Origin of the sequence: Adhaeribacter soli (assembly GCF_008727925.1) — a bacterium.
GTDB classification, from domain to species: domain Bacteria; phylum Bacteroidota; class Bacteroidia; order Cytophagales; family Hymenobacteraceae; genus Adhaeribacter_A; species Adhaeribacter_A soli.
Genome location: NZ_VTWT01000004.1, coordinates 386,712 through 404,234, shown reverse-complemented (window position 1 = coordinate 404,234; position 17,523 = coordinate 386,712). Strand labels below are relative to the sequence as shown.

The 17,523-nt window shown below is 47.8% G+C and carries 16 protein-coding genes; 3 read left to right on the top strand and 13 right to left on the bottom strand.

Going from position 1 to position 17,523, the window contains the following annotated elements; genetic code table 11:
• The first annotated feature begins 157 nt into the window (after window positions 1–157).
• On the top strand, window positions 158–844 hold the full coding sequence (locus F0P94_RS09690; RefSeq protein ID WP_150903683.1) for an HAD family hydrolase: 687 nt from the start codon (window positions 158–160) through the stop codon (window positions 842–844).
• 302 nt (window positions 845–1,146) lie between these two features.
• Here F0P94_RS09690 and F0P94_RS09685 read toward each other — a convergent pair.
• From F0P94_RS09685 to F0P94_RS09675, 3 genes are all read right to left on the bottom strand, one after another.
• A protein-coding gene (locus F0P94_RS09685; RefSeq protein WP_225307177.1) for an IS5 family transposase occupies window positions 1,147–1,924 on the bottom strand; the annotation gives its coding sequence in 2 pieces (ribosomal slippage) (window positions 1,147–1,588 and window positions 1,587–1,924; 780 coding nt in all).
• A gap of 274 nt (window positions 1,925–2,198) precedes the next feature.
• Window positions 2,199–3,233 carry a PRC and DUF2382 domain-containing protein gene (locus F0P94_RS09680; protein WP_262714329.1) on the bottom strand — a complete coding sequence of 345 codons (1,035 nt, stop codon included), beginning with the start codon at window positions 3,231–3,233 and terminating at the stop codon, window positions 2,199–2,201.
• Window positions 3,234–3,362: 129 nt separating this feature from the next.
• Window positions 3,363–3,551 carry a hypothetical protein gene (locus F0P94_RS09675; protein ID WP_150903681.1) on the bottom strand — a complete coding sequence of 63 codons (189 nt, stop codon included), beginning with the start codon at window positions 3,549–3,551 and terminating at the stop codon, window positions 3,363–3,365.
• 180 nt (window positions 3,552–3,731) lie between these two features.
• On the opposite strand from F0P94_RS09675, the gene F0P94_RS09670 reads away from it, so the two are divergent.
• Both F0P94_RS09670 and F0P94_RS09665 read left to right on the top strand, forming a co-directional pair.
• On the top strand, window positions 3,732–4,172 hold the full coding sequence (locus F0P94_RS09670) for a YsnF/AvaK domain-containing protein (protein ID WP_150903680.1): 441 nt from the start codon (window positions 3,732–3,734) through the stop codon (window positions 4,170–4,172).
• A gap of 349 nt (window positions 4,173–4,521) precedes the next feature.
• Entirely contained in the window at window positions 4,522–5,487 is a 966-nt protein-coding gene (locus tag F0P94_RS09665; RefSeq protein WP_225307176.1) for a YsnF/AvaK domain-containing protein, read from the top strand.
• A 154-nt stretch (window positions 5,488–5,641) separates the two neighbouring features.
• Here the strand turns inward: F0P94_RS09665 and F0P94_RS09660 are convergent, their stop codons facing one another.
• The 10 genes from F0P94_RS09660 to F0P94_RS09615 all read right to left on the bottom strand — a co-directional run bounded on the left by F0P94_RS09660 (window position 5,642) and on the right by F0P94_RS09615 (window position 17,182).
• Complete coding sequence (locus F0P94_RS09660) at window positions 5,642–6,967, bottom strand: NAD(P)/FAD-dependent oxidoreductase (RefSeq protein ID WP_150903679.1); 1,326 nt, start codon at window positions 6,965–6,967, stop codon at window positions 5,642–5,644.
• A gap of 109 nt (window positions 6,968–7,076) precedes the next feature.
• A complete protein-coding gene (locus F0P94_RS09655) occupies window positions 7,077–7,667 on the bottom strand; it encodes a TetR/AcrR family transcriptional regulator (RefSeq protein WP_150903678.1) in 591 nt (196 codons plus the stop codon).
• A gap of 261 nt (window positions 7,668–7,928) precedes the next feature.
• Window positions 7,929–11,102 carry an efflux RND transporter permease subunit gene (locus F0P94_RS09650; protein WP_150903677.1) on the bottom strand — a complete coding sequence of 1,058 codons (3,174 nt, stop codon included), beginning with the start codon at window positions 11,100–11,102 and terminating at the stop codon, window positions 7,929–7,931.
• Window positions 11,103–11,255: 153 nt separating this feature from the next.
• Entirely contained in the window at window positions 11,256–12,308 is a 1,053-nt protein-coding gene (locus F0P94_RS09645) for an efflux RND transporter periplasmic adaptor subunit (protein ID WP_150903676.1), read from the bottom strand.
• Between the two features lie 46 nt (window positions 12,309–12,354).
• Window positions 12,355–13,707: a TolC family protein gene (locus F0P94_RS09640; RefSeq protein WP_225307175.1), complete on the bottom strand. Its 1,353-nt coding sequence runs from the start codon at window positions 13,705–13,707 to the stop codon at window positions 12,355–12,357.
• A gap of 96 nt (window positions 13,708–13,803) precedes the next feature.
• On the bottom strand, window positions 13,804–14,268 hold the full coding sequence (locus F0P94_RS09635) for a GbsR/MarR family transcriptional regulator (RefSeq protein ID WP_150903674.1): 465 nt from the start codon (window positions 14,266–14,268) through the stop codon (window positions 13,804–13,806).
• 137 nt (window positions 14,269–14,405) lie between these two features.
• Window positions 14,406–14,654 carry a phosphopantetheine-binding protein gene (locus tag F0P94_RS09630; RefSeq protein WP_150903673.1) on the bottom strand — a complete coding sequence of 83 codons (249 nt, stop codon included), beginning with the start codon at window positions 14,652–14,654 and terminating at the stop codon, window positions 14,406–14,408.
• A gap of 162 nt (window positions 14,655–14,816) precedes the next feature.
• Window positions 14,817–15,209, bottom strand: coding sequence for a hypothetical protein (locus F0P94_RS09625; RefSeq protein WP_150903672.1), 393 nt, complete (start codon window positions 15,207–15,209; stop codon window positions 14,817–14,819).
• A 391-nt stretch (window positions 15,210–15,600) separates the two neighbouring features.
• A complete protein-coding gene (locus F0P94_RS09620; RefSeq protein WP_150903671.1) occupies window positions 15,601–16,752 on the bottom strand; it encodes a DEAD/DEAH box helicase in 1,152 nt (383 codons plus the stop codon).
• Between the two features lie 94 nt (window positions 16,753–16,846).
• Window positions 16,847–17,182 carry a hypothetical protein gene (locus tag F0P94_RS09615; RefSeq protein WP_150903670.1) on the bottom strand — a complete coding sequence of 112 codons (336 nt, stop codon included), beginning with the start codon at window positions 17,180–17,182 and terminating at the stop codon, window positions 16,847–16,849.
• Between the last annotated feature and the right edge of the window lie 341 nt (window positions 17,183–17,523).

Here is a 17,523-nt window from a genome sequence, read left to right as displayed (position 1 = left end):
TTCATGGCCGTCTGCTTTAGCTGACGGATCCGTCAGCTAAAGCAGACGGCCATGAATAAGATACTGGCGTTTCAGATTTACTAGCAGGAAATTCAACTTCTTTCTACATTTGGCCTCCTGAACCTGCTTCAAAACAAAGCAGTCTTAAACCACCCGCATGAACATAAAAGTTATTGCCTTCGATGCAGATGATACCCTTTGGGTAAATGAACCTTTCTTCCGGGAAACCGAGCTTGATTTTTGCCGGATGCTGGAAGCGTACCTGCCCGAACATGCCACTTTAAGGGAGTTGCTGAAAATAGAAATTGCCAACATGCCCCTTTATGGTTATGGAATAAAGGGCTTTATGCTTTCCATGATCGAAACCGCCCTGACCGTTACCGACAAAACCATTGACCTGACGGCGATAGAGAAGATAATTGCATTGGGTAAAGAAATGCTGGAAAAACCGGTGGAATTGCTGGAAGGCGTAGAAGAAGTGGTATCGGCCCTGAAAGGAAAGTACCGGCTGGTAATGGCAACCAAAGGCGACCTGCTCGACCAAGAACGGAAACTAAAAAAATCGGGTCTGGAGCAGCACTTTCACCACATCGAGATCATGTCCGATAAAAAAGAAAGCGACTACCTGAAACTGATCAGACATCTCGATATCCAACCGGAGGAATTCCTGATGATTGGCAATTCGCTGAAGTCGGATATTCTGCCGGTGCTTAATATTGGCGGCAAAGCCATTCATGTGCCGTTCCATACCACCTGGGTGCACGAAATGGTAGAAAGCAATATCGAACATCCGGATTTTAAGGAATGCGCCAGTTTGAAAGAGATTTTACCGGTGCTGCTTTAAGTAAAAAGACGTAGAAACTAAAATCGCAATAGTTGTATGTCGAAAAGCTGCTCCTTAAATGTATTTATCTACAGCCTTCATTGCCATGGAACCGTCAGCTAAAGCAGACGGCAATGAATAGGCACAATGAAGTTTCATTTATCAGCTAAGTTTTCATATTTAACTAATAATTAGCATGTAAAAGCAGAAGCAGTTATTCCAAAAGCAAACTAAAAAATACACCTGTCATCCTGAGCGACAGCGAAGGACCTCGTTGACTCTGAGCACCTAAGCCAGATTTAACGTTTTTACTAGAAGCTATCTCATAAATGGAAGAATGCTTTTAAAAGGATGATTATGGAAGCCAAAAGGACAAATGCCAGGAAGTTGTTTTCCTTGTATTCATACCTGACTACGGTTCTGCGATAGTTAAATAGCCAGGCAAAGAATCGTTCGATCTTCCATCTTCTTTTATATCTTCTGAGCTTTCTTCCATCCTGGGTTTTCTTGCTTTTGCGGTTGCTTCTATGCGGAGCAATCAACTCAATTCCTTTTTCTTTTAGTTTCTCATCCAGCGGGTCTGAATCATAGGCTTTGTCGCCAATGAGTTTCTCTGGCAGTTGTTCAACAAAGCGCTCATCCAGCACTTTCTCTACCAGCCCTACTTCGTGAGGCGAGGCGGAGTGGATTGAGACAGATAAAACAAGACCACTAGCGTCTGTGATTGCCATGATCTTGGTGCCTTTACCTTTCTTAGTCTTTCCAACAAGAGCCCCCTTTTTTAGCCATGCAGAAAGTGCCGTCTATAAAACATTCACTTAAGTCTACATCGCCTCTCTCGTGCAGGTCTTTGGCTAAACCGGCAATTATCTGCTGTAATACGCCTGCTTTCTGCCACTGCTGAAACCTGCGGTGACAGGTCTGGTAAGGTGGAAACCGTTCCGGCAAGTCCTTCCAGGGAGCGCCTGTTCTGAGTATCCACAAGATCCCTTCCAAAACAGGCCGGGTATCGCGCCAAGGGCGACCTTTTCCAACTGCTCTTACCTGCGGGATAGGTATCAAATCCTTTACCTTTTCCCACTGTTTATCTGTCAATTCCATACCTCTTTTACGAGGTAAATTCATTTATGAGATAGCTTCTAGTAGCCGACGGGTTGTTTCGCTATCGCTCAACATGACACCCATTTTGAGATAGCTTCTAACCATTCTACAGTTTCCAGTGACAAAGCTCTATTTGCCTTGCAGGCAAGGTCAGTTACAAACTTACCCAATGGTTTCCCACAAGTTACACTCCGCTAAACTTGCGCGATGAACCGATTTGTTCCCGTGATAAATGCATAAAAAAAGAGGCAGCTTTACGGAGCTGCCTCTTTTTTTATTTTATTTTCCGCAATGGATCATTTGGGTCTAAGCGGGGCTGATTGGGATCTTTGTTCGGGTCCTTATTGGGATCGATGTTCGGATTCTGGTTCGGGTTTGGCATCTGGCCCGGGTTCCGGTTTGGCGGCATATTCGGGTTGCGGGCGCCGGTTGGCGGTACGTTCGGATTCGTTCCGGTGGTAGGTGGCACATTCCGGTTCAGGTTGGGGTCCGGGTTCAGCTTGTCCACTTTTAATTCGGTACCTCGTACGGTGCCGTGGATCTTTTCTTCCCGTTCTTCCACTTCCTTGCTCATGCGGACCTCTTCTACTACGCGGGCTTCTTTACCCACTACCGGAATCTCAGCCCGTTCTCTGATGTCGACCTCCCCTTCCTTGAACGCATTTATGTCTGCTTCGGTAACGGGGCGGTCTACCGGGCGGCGTTCTACTTTTACGTGTTCCTGCCGGAGGGTAACGTCTTTTTCTACCGGTTTTTCTACGATGCGGGTTCTTAAACGCGCGCCACCGGTTTCCACTTCTTTCTTACCTACTTTCATCTGCTCCTCAATTATGGGAATAGATTTTCCAGTAGCAGGCCGGTTGCGGTAGGCTCTTTCTTCGTCGAAGCGTTCCTGGTCGTAAAAGCCGCTTCCGGAGCCGGTGGGCTTGTTGCCCATATCTTTAAAGGCTGCTACTACTTCGGATTCGGTAGTGCGGTCCAGGCGGTCTTTGTCGAAGCGCGGTAAGGCCCGTAAATGATCGGCGGTAACGCCCGGCAGAATTACGTCGTCATCTTTGGCGTCCAGCTCTACCAGCCCGATAGGTACCAGCACATTTCTTGGTTCCAGGTCCAGCACGTTGCCTTCCAGATCCATTACAATGTAGCGTACTTTGAAGGTTTCGGCGTCGAAGATTAAGTCATCTACTTCCCCGATCTTGCGGCCGTCCTGGTCTTTAATGGTCCAGCCTTTAATGTTGGGTTCGTTTTCGGCAATTTCAAAATTGCTGCCGCTCAAGGTTTGCAGGCGGTTTTCCTGATTTTCATTCATGATTGTTAAAAAAAAATGCGGTTTAGGGTTCGGCACGAAGCCGGCTAAAAATTCGATGGGCATTCAGGCAGATTCCTGAACTGATGGGTGAATTGCAGCAAAAACTTTAAAACAAATTCGGGTTCAGCTTTAACTGTAAAAACTTTCCGGAGCAGGAATGATGAAGGCGGTGGTGGCCCCGGTCGTGTTGTTCATATGTCTGTTATTTCCACTGTTGTCGCGGAGCAGAAAGTACAGGATCCCGATAACTACGAGAGCCAGTAAAAGCCAGATCCACCATGGTCTGCTGTGGCGGCGTTGTACGTTTAATTCGGCCATAATTGCTTGGTTTTTAAGGTGAAAAACAAATTTGTGGTTTGATTGTCTACGACCTCATTCGCCTTATGTTTTATATATAAATCATTTTTTATATAGCCAAATAATTATAAATCAAGACCTTACAACCATCCAAAAAGCAAGCCGTAGATATTCAAGTGTAACACAGGTCAATTAAATATCATGGAAAACAACAATCCGCCTTACAATGAACCGCCAAAGCAAGCTGCCTCCATTCCTGTGATAGAAGAACAGCTGAAAGTTGAAAAAGAGGTGGTAGAAACCGGCAAGCTCCGGCTCATAAAAAAAGTGCACGAAGAAGAGCAAGAGGTGGATATACCGCTGGTGCAGGAAAATATAACCGTAGAACACGTGGCCGTGGATCAATACGTAGACAACCCGCCACCCGTGCGCCAGGAAGGCGACACAACCATTTACCCGGTGCTGCAGGAAGTGCTGGTAAAAAAGCTGCTGCTGGTAGAAGAAGTACGCGTTACCCGGCACCGCACCGAAACGCCCGCCCCGCAACACGTAACCTTACGAAAAGAAGAAGTACAGGTATCGCGCGATAACGAGATCCGGATCGAGCCTTCCGAAGGCACGGAACCGGAAACAACAACATAGCCGGTAAGCATTTCTTTAAGTAACCTATCGCGTTCCAGGCAAATTCCTAGACGGAAACCGAATCAAAAGCCCAAACGAATGCTTTTCTCTTGATTGCCGGTATATAGTTGGCGAGGCCCTTTGATCCAGAATTTTAGCATTTCACTTGAGCAGCAACTAAAGTTGCCTTGCAGGCAAGATCGGTTAAAAACGGACCAAATCTTTACTCACAAGTTACGGCTTCGCCTAAGCTTACGCGATGACCAATGAAACCGGGTACAACCCCCAAGCCTTGGTTTAAGGCGCAAATATCCTATCAATTTTTCACCTACAATAAACCCAATTTTTCACTTTAACTTATTTCAGCAATATGACACACACAGTAATTGGTATCTTCGACAACAAAGCCAAAGCTCAGGAAGCAATGCAGGAGCTAATAAATCGTGGTTTTAACGAAGAAAATATCGACCTATCAACCAGCAACAACAACAATCAGAATTTTAAAAACAACAATGCAGGTGCAGGCGATTCGGTAAGTCGATTCTTCAGTTCCTTATTCGGCAAAGGCGAAGAAGCCACCAGATACACCAACGTAGCCCGCCGTTCTTCGGTGGTTACCGTTCATGCCAGTTCAGCCGTAGAAGCCCAGAACGCTGCCCGGATCATGGACCAGTTCGGCAGCGTGGACGTTGCAGCACGCGCCAGTCAGCTCCAGGGTGGCACGGCCGATAAAGGTGCGGCCACAGGCACTATTCCGGTAATAGAAGAACAAATGAATGTGGGCAAAAGAGTCGTAGAAACCGGCGGCGCCCGCCTGCGGAGCCGCATCATTGAAAAACCGGTGGAAGCCAGTATCCGGTTGCGCGAAGAGCACATCCGGGTAGAACGGAACCCGGTTAACCGGCCGGCCACCGAAGCTGATTTTGCCAATTTTAAAGAAGGCGATTTCGAAATGACCGAACGCGCCGAAGTACCGGTAGTAGGGAAAGAAAGCCGGGTGGTGGAAGAGATCCGGATGAGCAAAGAAGTGGAAGAAAGAGATGAAAAGATCCGCGGCACGGTTAAAAGCACCGAAGTAAAAGTAGACAAGCTGAACCGGAACCCCAATATGAACCGGAATGCATCCCCTACTTCCGGTACAAACCGGAATAACCCGAATAATCCGAATGTGCCGCCAACTGGTGGCCGGAACCCGAACATGCCGCCGAACCAGAATCCGAATCGGAATCCCAATCAGAACCCTAACCAAAACCCAAATCAGAACCCCAATATCGATCCGACGAAGGATCCGAACAGAGATCCGAATATGCCGCGTAACCCAGGCCGCAACCGCTGAAATAAAGGGTAGTGGTTTGAAATAAAAAAGGTGCCCCGGATTGGGCGCCTTTTGCTTGTATTTGCCGGCAGATTGCCGGTAGATTCTTAAGTAAACCTCTCCGGCCGGTTATTAAACCATGCAATCAAAAACCAGAGCTTTAGTAATATACTATTTACGAGGCCTTAAGCAGTTCTTCCAGGTGCAACACCTTTTCGGTTTTTTCCGGTTTCGGGATATCGATTTTCTCCGGCCGGATGATCATGCGCATGGCCTGGTCTTTGGTGAAATACGCGATCATCCAGTTATAGAGCGTTTTTACGCGGTTAGGAACCGTGATCAACGAAACCAGGTGCACGAAAAGCCACATAATCCAGGCAATGAACCCGTTAAAATGCAGTTTTGGTTTCGGCAGGTCCGCTACCGCTTTTTTACGGCCGATAATGGCCATCGAGCCTTTGTCGTGGTAAGCAAAGGGTTTCAGCGGTTTGTTTTGCTGTGCGGCTTGCAGGTTCTGCGCCAGCAGTTTCCCTTGCTGAATGGCAACCTGCGCCACTTGGGGGTGCCCGTTCGGGAAGTTCTGATCCGTAGTTTGCAAAGCAATATCGCCAATGGCAAAAATATTCGCGGTATTATTTACCTTATTTACTTCGTTTACCACCAGGCGTTTGCCGCGCCCGTAACTTTCCGTCGGGAAGCCTTCAATAGCTTTACCGGTTACGCCGGCCGCCCAGATCAGGATCTTGGTTTCGATCGTTTCGCCGTCGGCAAAGGTCACGATGTCATTCTGGTAGTCGGTTACCTGCTTGTTCAGTTTCACCTCTACGCCGAGTTCTACCAGGGAATCATAGGTGTATTTCTGGGAAGCTTGGCTCATGGGTGCCAGCACTGTCGGCGCGCCGTCTACCAGGTAAATCTTGCTGTCGATGCCGGTTAATTCGGGGTAATCTTTCTGACCGATATTCTTCCGCATTTCGGCCAGCATCCCGGCAACTTCCACCCCGGTAGGGCCGCCGCCGGCTACCACGATGGTAGTAAGCTTGCGCTTCTCAGCTTCGTTAGTAGCAAGGGTGGCTTCCTCGGTTTTTTGCAGCATGAAATTCCGAAGGTTAATCGCATCGTTCACCGTTTTCATCGGCTTCGCGTTTTTCCGGATATTCTCGATACCGAAGTAATTGGTCTCGGTTCCGGTTGCAATTATCAGGTAATCGTAAGGCAGTTCGCCGTTGCTTAAAACCACTTTATTTTCTTCCGGAACCACCTGCATTAACTCGCCTAAACGGAAGTTCAGGTTCGGCTTGCCCTGCAGCAATTTCCGGAACGGGTAACTGATATTCGAAACTTCCAGGAAACCGGTAGCTACCTGGTAAAGCAGCGGCGGGAAAAAATTATAGTTGTTTTTATCTACCAGCGTTACCTGAAAATCCGGCTGATCGGTTAAGTTTTTTGCCAGGTTTACGCCCGCAAAACCACCTCCAATAATTACGATCTTCTTCTTCATATTTTTCGCTTTAAAGCCTGCCATTTACGGGACACTTTTCCCGAAACGGCAGGCTATATTTTCATCCATTCCCTATCAAAAACTGCGCCTTAAATCTGCGTTTTCCGGGTCAGTTTTCTTCGGAAGCGCTTTGTAAAAAACGCTTACCTTCCGAAGTTACAATACCCCGCAAAAACAGTTTAAAAACCTGCATCCGCACTTCCTGCTGATTAAATTGACTGACAGGAAACACATCCTGATCAACTACTACCGAAAACGAAGCGATGCACAGGTTAGCAACAATTTCGGGGTCGATATCATTCCGGTACAGCCCTTTTTCAATGCCGTTTTGCAGGTTTTTAATGAAATAAGGCCGCAATTCTTCCGCCAAATACCGGTCAAGTTTCTGGTGGGCCTGAAAATGGTATTTTTTCAGGTCGTAAAAGAAAGCAACGTTTATTCCCACTACTTTTTCGTTGTGTAACCTTAACGTTTTAACCAAGGCTTCCACGCTGTTTTCCGGGGAGTTTTCCGACGAGGTGCGCACCTGCTGCAGAAACTCATTCAAGGCGGCTTCTACCAGCTTATCTTTATTTTCGAACCACTGGTAAATTGTTTTTTTCGAAGCTGCCAGTTCCTGTGCCACCGTGTCCATGGAAATGCTTTTTATGCCAAAACGGCGGTACAGGTCGAAGGCGGTTTGTAAGATCTTATTTTTCATTATTATTTTTTTCTCCCCTGCTTTTCCTTCAATTTATGACGACGAAATTTGGTAATGTGTAATCCGCAATATCGTGGGGACAGGTCAAGCCCTGTCCGTACACTTTGGAAATTGATTTGGAAATCACGCATGTGAATTCATTGATTGAAAATCATGGCAATCACAAAAATCACATGAATCATAGTTCAGACAAAAGTGGCAGATCTCTATCAGAAACCTGCCACTTTAGGGTCATTCATCATCAAAAAGCAAAGCTTATTCTTAGTGCACGTGGGCCAGGTTTTTCTCGCCCTGAACGGCTGTTTCGTGCTCCAGTTCTTCCAGAGATTTTTCTTCCAGCTCGATCTTCGTCTGCTTATCCAGGCCGAACTTGGCCAGGATACGGTCGAAGATGTAGTAAATGATTGGTACTACAATTAAGGTCAGGAACATAGAGGAAGTAAGACCACCGATAAGCGCCCAGGCCAGACCGTTCTTGGAAGCGGCCACGGCACCACCGGCCAATGCGATCGGCAACATACCGATCACCATCGCCAACGTCGTCATCAGGATCGGACGGAAACGGATGCGGATGGCTTCTACCAGCGCGTCTTTCACCGGCACACCTTCGGCTTTCAAACTGTTCGTGAAGTCCACCACCATAATTGCGTTCTTCGCAACCAGACCGATCATCATGATAATACCCAGGATCGAGAAGATACTCAGCGTTTCTGCAGCCAAAGCCAGCGCTAATAAGGCTCCGATAATGGCGAGAGGAATGGAGAACAGTACTACGAACGGATACACGTAAGAATCGTAAAGCGCCACCATGATCAGGTACATGAAAATGATGGAAGAAAGCAAGGCAATTCCCAACGTACCAAAACCTTCAGACTGGTTTTTCAGGTTACCTTCGTAGCTCACGGTTACGCCTTTCGGTACGTTTACTTTCGCCATGCGTTCCTGGATTTCGGCACCTACTGTACCAGTCGGACGGCCTACTACCTGCGAGTTCACGTTCACGGAAGTTACCCGGTTCGTACGCTCCAGTTTAGATGGTCCGGAAGACTGTTTGATGTCGGCAAACTGGCCTAAGCGCACCACCTGGCCCTGGTTATTCACGAAGGAAAGGTTGGCAATGTCGGTTACGTTCTTGCGGTCGAATTCATCGAGGCGGATGTTGATGTCGTAGTTGTTGTTGCCGTCGCGGTATTCGGCATCGGTGTTGCCGCTGAAGGCCACCTGCATGCCCGCTCCTACGCCTTCCAGGGTCAACCCTAAGCTGGCCATTTTGGTACGGTCTACTTTCACTTCAATTTCCGGGTTACCGCCTTCTACGGAAGTTTCCACGTCGGAAGCACCCTGCACCTGCACGACTTCGTGCATTACCTTTTGCGAGAAATTCAATAGCGTATCGAGGTTCGGACCGGAAAGCAGGATCTGGATCGGGGCTTGGGAGCTACCCACCATCCCTACCGGCACCGGGGTAATTTTCACGCCCGGGATCAGTTCTTCCACTTCGGCTTTCACCATACGGCTGAATTTATCAGTGCTGAAATCACGTTGGCGCACATCTACCAGTGCCACGAAAATTTCCGATTCATATGCGGCGCCCTGCCCCTGCTGCGAAGCAGAAGTTGCACCAACGGTGGTAAATACGCGGGTAATTTCCGGATATTTCTGAAGGTAGTTTTCTACTTTGGCAGTAGCCTGGTTGGTTTGTTCTACCGTAGCGTTTTTCGGCAGTTCCAGCTGGAAGTTAACTTCCCCTCTGTCGCCGGCGCCAATGAATTCGCTACCGATGAAACCGGCCGGCACCAAAGCAACAGCACCTACAAAAGCCGCAACAGTTAACCCCAGCACAATCAGTTTATGACCAAATGCCCAGCGCAACGCCGCCGTAAAACCATCGATGATATTGTCGAGCATCCGCTCAAAACCGAGGATAAAACGGCCAAAAATATTCTTGTCAGAAACATGCTCTAACTTCGAGAAACGGCTGGCTAATAGGGGAATCAGGGTAAAGGCCACGAACAGGGAAATCATGGTTGCCACTGCCACTACCACGGCAAACTGACGGAGAATATCCGAAACCAGACCGGTAGAAAGCGCAAGCGGTACGAATACTACTACAATTACCAGGGTAATGGAAGTTACCGTAGCCGAAATCTCGCGGATACCATCGTAAGCGGCCTGCGCCGGTTTCTTGCCCATTTCCATGTGGCGGTAAATATTCTCGATCACCACAATGGCGTCATCCACCAGAATACCTACCACGAGCGAGATCGCCATTAAGCTCATCAGGTTAAGCGAATACCCGAACAGGTACATGGCAATAAAGGTAGCTACCAGAGAGGCCGGGATGGAGATCATTACAATTACCGCGTTCCGGAGCGAGTGAAGGAACAACAGCATTACTACCGCAACAAGAATTACCGCAATCAATAAATCGTGCATTACCGAGTCGGCGGCTTCCAGGGTAAAGATGGAAGTATCGTTGGCAATGTTGAATTTCAGGCCGATATCGGCGTAGGTTTTTTCGAGTTGCGCCAGCGTGGCTTTGGTTTGCTCACTTACTTCCACGGCGTTCGCATCACTCTGTTTCTGGATGGTAATACCCACGGAAGGTTTGGAATTAATGCGGCTCAAAACGTCGGTATCTTTCTGCGAATCCTGTACTTCGGCCAGGTCGCCTAATCGTACGGTCCCTTTGGCATCGTCGCGAATTACCAGAGCTCTTAACTGATCCAGGGAAACGAATTTACCCGCTAAACGGATCTGGGTCTGGCCTTCGGCGTCCTTAATTTCACCGGTCGGGAAGTCTAAGTTGGAGCTGCGGATGGTCTGCATTACCTGCAGAATGGAAATGCCGTAAGCTTCCAGTTTGTTCGCATCGATGTTCACTTTCACTTCGCGTTCCTGGCCACCCAAAACCTTGATCTGGGCCACGCCTTGCGCGCGCGAAAGCTGCGGTTTAATTTGCTTGTCGATCAGGTCGTAAAATTCGGTAGCGGGCAGGTTGGCCGTTGCACCCATTTTCATGATCGGCAGGTCGTCGAAGTCAAATTTACCCAAGGAAGGTGCATCGGCATCGTCGGGTAAACGGGAAAGAATGGCGTTCACTTTCCGTTGTGCATCCTGTAAACTCAGGTCCACGTCGGTACCCTGGTTCAGCTCAATCACGATAATGGAAAAGCTTTCCTGGGAAGTACTTTTTATGTTTTTTACGTTCTCTAAAGAAGAGATCGCATCTTCAATTTCTTTGGTTACCGAGTTCTCCACTTCCGAAGGCGAAGCGCCCGGATACAGGGTGGAAATGGTTAGTACCGGCGGCGAGAACTTCGGCAGTAACTCGTAGTTGAGGCTGTTGTAACTTACAATCCCCAGCAAGGTGAGCACCGTAAATACCACCACTACAATGGTAGACCGTTGTATTGATATTTTGGTTATGTTCATTTCGTTTAAGTCTTATTTTTGACCTTCTTGTTTTTGTCTCTTCGGGAGGAGGCAGAGGAAGAAAGTGAGAGTTACCTGATCTTTATCCGGACCCGGTAAGGCCGATCTTCTCCTGCCCCTCCAAAGAGAACTTTTACTTTGGGAAACGCGGGCTTAAATGGCCTGTACTTTGGCGCCATTTACCAGGTTGATCTGGCCGCTGCGTACTACTTTCTCGCCGGCATTTACGCCTTCCACAATTTCTACCTGGTCCTGCGTTACCGTTCCGGCTTTCACTTTTTTCAGTTTGGCAATACCGTTTTCAACCACGTAAACCGAAGGGTCCTGAATACCGCCAACAATGGATTCGCGCGGTAATAATAAGGCGTCGCGCTGTTCTGCGATCTGGAAAGAAGCAGTACCGTACATACCGGCGCGCAAGCTGTTCTTTTCCGGATTCTTCACTTCAACTTCCACGTCGTATTTCAGGGCGTTTGTGGCCTGGGCAGCTATGGCAGTTACCGTACCTTCGTAGGTTTGTGCGGCATTTACGTCAGCTTTTACGTTTACTTTGTCGCCTTTATCGATCAATAGAACCTGGCTTTCATCTACCTGAATTTTCAGTTTCAGCTTGTCTACGTTCACAATGTCGTACAGCTTGGTTCCCATGCTCAGAAACGAACCTACTTCGATGTAGATCTCGTTGATCTCACCGCTGATCGGGGCCGTGATGCGGGTTTTATTTACGCGCTGACGGGCAGCTACCAATTGGGCTTCGGTTACTTTCACATTTAAGCGGGCTTCTTCCAGCTGGCGTTTGGTAATGGCTTCGCCGGCTGCCAGGTTCTCAAAACGACCTAAGTCACGTTTGGCTTTTTCGAAGTTGGCTTGCGCGGTGGCCAGGTCGGCAGACATGGTATTGGCTTCTACCTGCACCAGTACTTCGCCGGCGCGTACTTTATCGCCTTTTCGTTTCAAAACTTTCTGTACCTGACCTGAAGTTTCGGATAATAAAGTCAGAGAATTCATGGGAGCGAAATTGCCCTGGGCGGTAAAAGACTTGTCGATCTTGCCTACTTTCGGTTCGGTAAGCTGTACGGAAATAGCCTGGCTTTTAATCTGGGAAACAGCAGCCTTGGCAGCCAGTTTCTCTTTGTTGCTCGTTAGTTTATAAGCAGTAGCTCCGGCTATAAGAAGCGCAAGGAGAATATAAATCAGCTTTTTCATTTTAAGGTGTATGCGTTACTTTTTTTGCGTTTTTATTACCGTTTTATTATTGGATCAGGGATTTCAGTTCGCCTTTGGCCTGCAGGTAGGTTAACTGGGCCAACTGGTATTTCAGGCGTTCGTTATTCAGGTTGGTCTGGGCTTCGCGCAGGCTAACTTCGGTATCTAACAGGTCGGTAAGCGGCGAAAGGCCTTCTTTGTAAAGCTCGTTGGTGTTGCGGTACACTTCCTGGGCCAGGGTAACGTTTCGCTCCTGGGCCTGCACGGCATTTAAGCTGCTTTGCATCTGGGTGGCCGCATTCTTGAGAGACATGTTGGTAGCGTTGGTAACCTGGCGGATATCCTGCTCTGTTTTTTCCACTTCAATTTTGGCCTGTTTAATCTGGTGGCGGCGCTGGAAACCATCAAAGATCGGCACATTCAATTGCAGACCTATGGCTACCGTGTTGAACCAGGGCTGCTTGGTGTCCAGGAAGTTGAACTCGTTGCGTTGCGCGGAAGAACCCACGTTTCCGAAACCCGAAAGCGAAGGATAGTAACGCGCCTGAATATTCTTCACGTTCAGACTCTGTAACTGCCGTTGCTTGTTCAGTAACTGGTAATCGGAGCGGTTATAAAGTACGTTGCTGGCATCGTCCTGCGCCAGTACCGGTACATTCAGGTTTGGTGCGGTTTCCGAGATGGCAACTTCCTGATCTACCGGCATGCCCATAAAGAATTTCAGCGCATTCAGCTGCTGGTCGTAAGCGGCCTGCAGGGTCTGGCGGGTATTTTCCAGGTTGGTTTTGTTTACCGTTACCCGGTTCAGCTGCACTTTGGTGGCAATGTCGTTGCGGTACTGCAGGTTTACAATTTTTTCGAGCTGCTCGAGCCGCTTGAAGTTGGCATCTATGGTGTTGAACTGCTCTCTGGTTTGCAGCAATTGCATATAAGCCGAACTCACGTTGTAAATCACTTCTTCCTCGCTCATCTGGGTACGAAGGCGGTAAAGATCCTTGGTGGTTTTGGCTGCTTCCAGACCTACAAAAAACGATTTATTGAAAAGAAGCTGCTGGAGGGAAACGCCGGCCGAAGCTACGTACTTGGTACCGAACTGCACCGGGATCAGGGTACCAGGCTGTCCGGCTAATTCGCCGGGAAGAAGCTGAGTTGGCAGCGCCGGGTTCATGGTAAGCGTTCCCGTACCGTTTAGCTGCGGCAAACCTGAGCCTTTTACTTCTTTAACCTTATACTCGGCGCTTTTTTCGTCGAGGTAAGCTTTTTTTACCGCTTCGTTATTTTCCAGCGCGTACTTTACCGATTCCTGCAAGGTAAGCGGCGCGGGGGCATTCTGGCTTTGGGCAAAGGCCGGGCTAAACAGGGATAGCACTACACCCAAGGCTAAAAATCTCTTTTTCACAGATGTTATATTAATTGTTTATATCTAACTATTTTGTTTATATCACAGTACACAGTTCTGAAATAAAAGAACCAATCAGGCAAAAGGAAAGTGCAATCAGCTTTCTCTCGATTTTTTCCATTTTTCCATCAGCAGCGGCAATTCCTGGTTAATGAAAATTAAAAAGTCTTTCAGTTCGGCCAGGCTTTTGTTAAATTCCGGGGTTTCGCTGGTGCGAATGGCCAGGACTTCCATAATAAGCTGGCTGAAGTTGGTAAGGCTTTCCATTTCCTTGGTAAACCCGTCTTTCCAGTTCGAAATCTTCAGCCGGAAATAGCGCTTCCGGTCGCCGGAAACGGTGGTGTATTCCATGCGGTCGGTCTGCATAAGCAGGTTCAGGGCATTACTGGTTGCACTTTTACTGATGTGCAGGGCCTCCCCAATCTCTTCGAAAGTAAGTTCCGGTTTATCGGAAACGTACAGCAAGCCGATGATGCGGGCAGCTGCCGGCTGCATGCCATGCTTTTCGTTCGCGATCCCGATCTTCTGAATAAGTTGTTTTTGTTTTTCGGTCAATACCATTTCAATTCCTTTCTGGAGGCTTAACGCTGCAAATATAGCATTTAGTTTCTTTAGTTCTTAATTTAGAGAACTAAATTTTTCATATCCTTAAAAGGCTATACCGGGGCGTTCTAAAAGTAGGGAATTTATTATTGGAATTAACTTGCCTGCCGCAAGCCGGGAGAACTGATGAACTGCACGAAATCGCCGAGGTTGCGCAAAGGCAGTTCATCCGGGATCACGACGTTGAATTTGCGCTCTACCTCCAGAATGATATCTACCAGGTCGAGCTCGTCGAAGCCTAAATTACTAAAATCGGTGTGGTTCAGTTTACTTACTCTCACTCCTTTTTTAGCGCTTATCAGGAAGGCAAGTTCCCTTCTGATAGCAAGTGTGTTGGTTAACATTTAAAAAGTAATTTATTGTGTTTGCGTAAAAGCGCTGCAAAGCTAGCTAAGTTCTTTTAGTTCTGCAAAGAAAGAACCAATATTTTTACTTACCAGTCTTTATGCGATTGCCTTAACCATTCCGGCAGAAATACCGCATTTCCCCGGACGCACAATTTATACCTATAACCGGCGGAAGGTAACCTGCCCCATGGCATCCTTTTCGTAAGTTGCCACAACATTTTGCTGAAACTCAGTTGGAAAATTTTCATCTCCCGGAAAAACTTCCTTGGGGAAAGGTTTATTCTGCCGGAAGAAGTAAACTTTGGTATTCCCGTATTTGGTATGCGGCATGTAATTTCCGTAGGCTTCCATTTCTGCAATTTCCGCATCGGCTACAGTTACGGCATAAACCCGGATCACCGGCCCGGTATTGTTTTCGTTCCGGTAAAAAGCCGTTTCTTCAAAGCCGCCCTTCAGGTCGTCCACACCCGGTTGGCTGAAAGCATCCCAGACAAACCAGACCAGCAGGAAAGCCACGGCAACGGATAAGATTAATTTAACTTGTTTGGTCATAGGAAAAAACAGTAGGCTTGAAGAAATAAAAGACGGTTCGGGGTTAAAACGAAGACCAAGGGCTTTTATTCTAAGAAATGCCGTTAACTGAAGTCAACGGCAATGGAAACAGCATATCCAAGGCTTCAGCGTTAGACTTATGAGCTGCCCAACCCTTGGTATAGTTTGTAAGTACACCCAAAGTATTAATGGCCTCCGGTTAATTATTTGACCACTTGTAATATTAAAATGTAGGTTTAACCTACACTTAGATTCAGGGTTATTAGGTTAAGACTTCCTTGTAAATTCATTAGCTATCCATTGCCGTTGACTTCAGTCAACGGAACTTTTAAGGCATACTTTTCCGGCATTGGCTGACTTACCTAAGTTTATTACCTTGTACCAATTACCCTTAGCAGCCCTGCAAATTTACCTCGTCGCTTTCGCGGATCTCTACCGGCTTGCCCATTTTCTTTTGAATGATCTTGAAATGATGTTCGTCTTCGGGGGTGATCAGGGAAATGGCTTCGCCGGAAGCTCCTGCCCGACCCGTGCGGCCAATGCGGTGTACGTAATCTTTCGGGGAACGCGGCAGGTCGTAGTTGATTACAAAAGGCAGAAACTGCACATCTATGCCCCGCGAAGCCAGATCGGTGGCTACCAGTACGGGAACCTGGCCGGCTTTGAAGCGACGTAAGGCTTCTATCCGGGCGCCCTGGCTTTTATCGCTGTGCATGGCCATGGCTTCGATGCCGTTCTTTCGCAGTTTTACCACCAGGTTATCGGCATTGCGGGTACTCGATACGAATACCAGCACCTGCTGCATGTTTTCGTGTTTGATAAGGTAGCGAAGGAAAGGCCCTTTGCGTTCGGCGGTTACCCGGTAGGCCAGCTGGTTTATTTGCTCCAGGTTATCACTTTCTTCCTGCACTTCGCCGGCATTTATAACCACCGGTTCCCGAAGCACTTTTTCGCGGATCCCGTTAATATCGTCTGCCAGGGTGGCGGAAAATAGCAGGGTCTGTCGCCGGGTTGGAAGCAGGGCCAGAATGCGGTCCATTTCTTCTTCAAAACCCAGGTTCAGCATTTTATCGGCTTCGTCCAGCACCAATACATCCAAATCATCGAGTTTCAGCGCATTGTTGTCTACCAGATCCAGCAGACGGCCCGGCGTGGCAACCAGGATCTCCGTCCCGCTCATGTTCATCATTTGCGGGTTTATGCTTACGCCGCCAAATACGGCCAGCGTTTTTACCGGCCTGGTCAAATAGGTACTGAAGCTCCGGAAAACGTTGGCGATTTGCAGCGCAAGCTCGCGGGTAGGCACCAGCACCAGCGCTTTAATGTAGCGGTTCCGGGCCTGCTGTTTTAACTGAAATTGCTGCAGGATAGGCAACGCAAAACCGGCGGTTTTTCCGGAACCTGTGCGGGCAATACCCATTACATCTTTCCCGGCCAGAATTGCCGGAATAACCTGCTCCTGAATGGGGAAAGGCTGCTGGTAGCCTTGTTCTTTAATTGATTTCAGTAAAGGGGCGGCTAAACCAAGGGATGAAAAGGGCATCGGATTAAAACAGGTAAGGATTCGAAAGGTAATTTAAGGCGTAAAGATACACTTAATTTAACTTCACCGGCATTCCCATTCCGAGGGCCGGTTTTCAGGTATGCTTATCTACATTCTTGCCCAGATCTTCTACAAGGCGCATAAAGTTCTCGGTCCGGGAATCGTGGTACGTGCCGTACGCATCGGAAAGGGTTCCTTTTAAGCCGGTAGCCGTTTCAATTACGTACAGTATGGCCATATCATCCGGGTGGGTGTCGTGCTCGAAGCGGTAGAAATCCACGATCTTTACCTGGTCGGGGCTGAAGGAAGCGGTCCGGTCGAGGGTGCAAAGAACGCCTTCTTCCATTACCATAAAGTCTTCGGTATAACCCTCCTTCTTTACTTTTTCGATTATATTGACCATGGAGGTCATTCTTTCTCTTTCCTGCATTTTATCGGGTTTTTTTTCTTCTGAGGTTTTTACGCTGGATATTCTGAAAAGGCTTATCTCGACAAGAAAATCTTGAAAAGCTAAACCCAGCACAGGTAAAACCAGATTTCTTATTGGAAAAATTCTTCTGGCTTCTTTCTTGTAACCGGAAAGAATAAAAACGGCTCTCTGGTCCTGCCACTCCTAATTCCCTCCTACCGGATAGCTTCATTTGTTAGTTTTATAGTCTTTTACCTTACCATTTATTATTAACTCAGAAGGGTTTACTATCCGGACTGAAACGCTTTCCTTAGCTACCCCTGGACAAGTCTTAGAATTTGCAAACAACTTCTAAAATCAAA

Bases quoted from the DNA above. Each gene is read 5' to 3' on its own strand.
- F0P94_RS09680 (WP_262714329.1), bottom strand. From the start codon at position 3,233: ATGAATGAAAATCAGGAAAACCGCCTGCAAACCTTGAGCGGCAGCAAT.
- F0P94_RS09615 (WP_150903670.1), bottom strand. From the start codon at position 17,182: ATGCAGGAAAGAGAAAGAATGACCTCCATGGTCAATATAATCGAAAAA.
- F0P94_RS09665 (WP_225307176.1), top strand. From the start codon at position 4,522: ATGACACACACAGTAATTGGTATCTTCGACAACAAAGCCAAAGCTCAG.
- F0P94_RS09655 (WP_150903678.1), bottom strand. From the start codon at position 7,667: ATGAAAAATAAGATCTTACAAACCGCCTTCGACCTGTACCGCCGTTTT.
- F0P94_RS09635 (WP_150903674.1), bottom strand. From the start codon at position 14,268: ATGGTATTGACCGAAAAACAAAAACAACTTATTCAGAAGATCGGGATC.
- F0P94_RS09630 (WP_150903673.1), bottom strand. From the start codon at position 14,654: ATGTTAACCAACACACTTGCTATCAGAAGGGAACTTGCCTTCCTGATA.
- F0P94_RS09660 (WP_150903679.1), bottom strand. From the start codon at position 6,967: ATGAAGAAGAAGATCGTAATTATTGGAGGTGGTTTTGCGGGCGTAAAC.
- F0P94_RS09650 (WP_150903677.1), bottom strand. From the start codon at position 11,102: ATGAACATAACCAAAATATCAATACAACGGTCTACCATTGTAGTGGTG.
- F0P94_RS09620 (WP_150903671.1), bottom strand. From the start codon at position 16,752: ATGCCCTTTTCATCCCTTGGTTTAGCCGCCCCTTTACTGAAATCAATT.
- F0P94_RS09690 (WP_150903683.1), top strand. From the start codon at position 158: ATGAACATAAAAGTTATTGCCTTCGATGCAGATGATACCCTTTGGGTA.
- F0P94_RS09670 (WP_150903680.1), top strand. From the start codon at position 3,732: ATGGAAAACAACAATCCGCCTTACAATGAACCGCCAAAGCAAGCTGCC.
- F0P94_RS09645 (WP_150903676.1), bottom strand. From the start codon at position 12,308: ATGAAAAAGCTGATTTATATTCTCCTTGCGCTTCTTATAGCCGGAGCT.
- F0P94_RS09675 (WP_150903681.1), bottom strand. From the start codon at position 3,551: ATGGCCGAATTAAACGTACAACGCCGCCACAGCAGACCATGGTGGATC.
- F0P94_RS09625 (WP_150903672.1), bottom strand. From the start codon at position 15,209: ATGACCAAACAAGTTAAATTAATCTTATCCGTTGCCGTGGCTTTCCTG.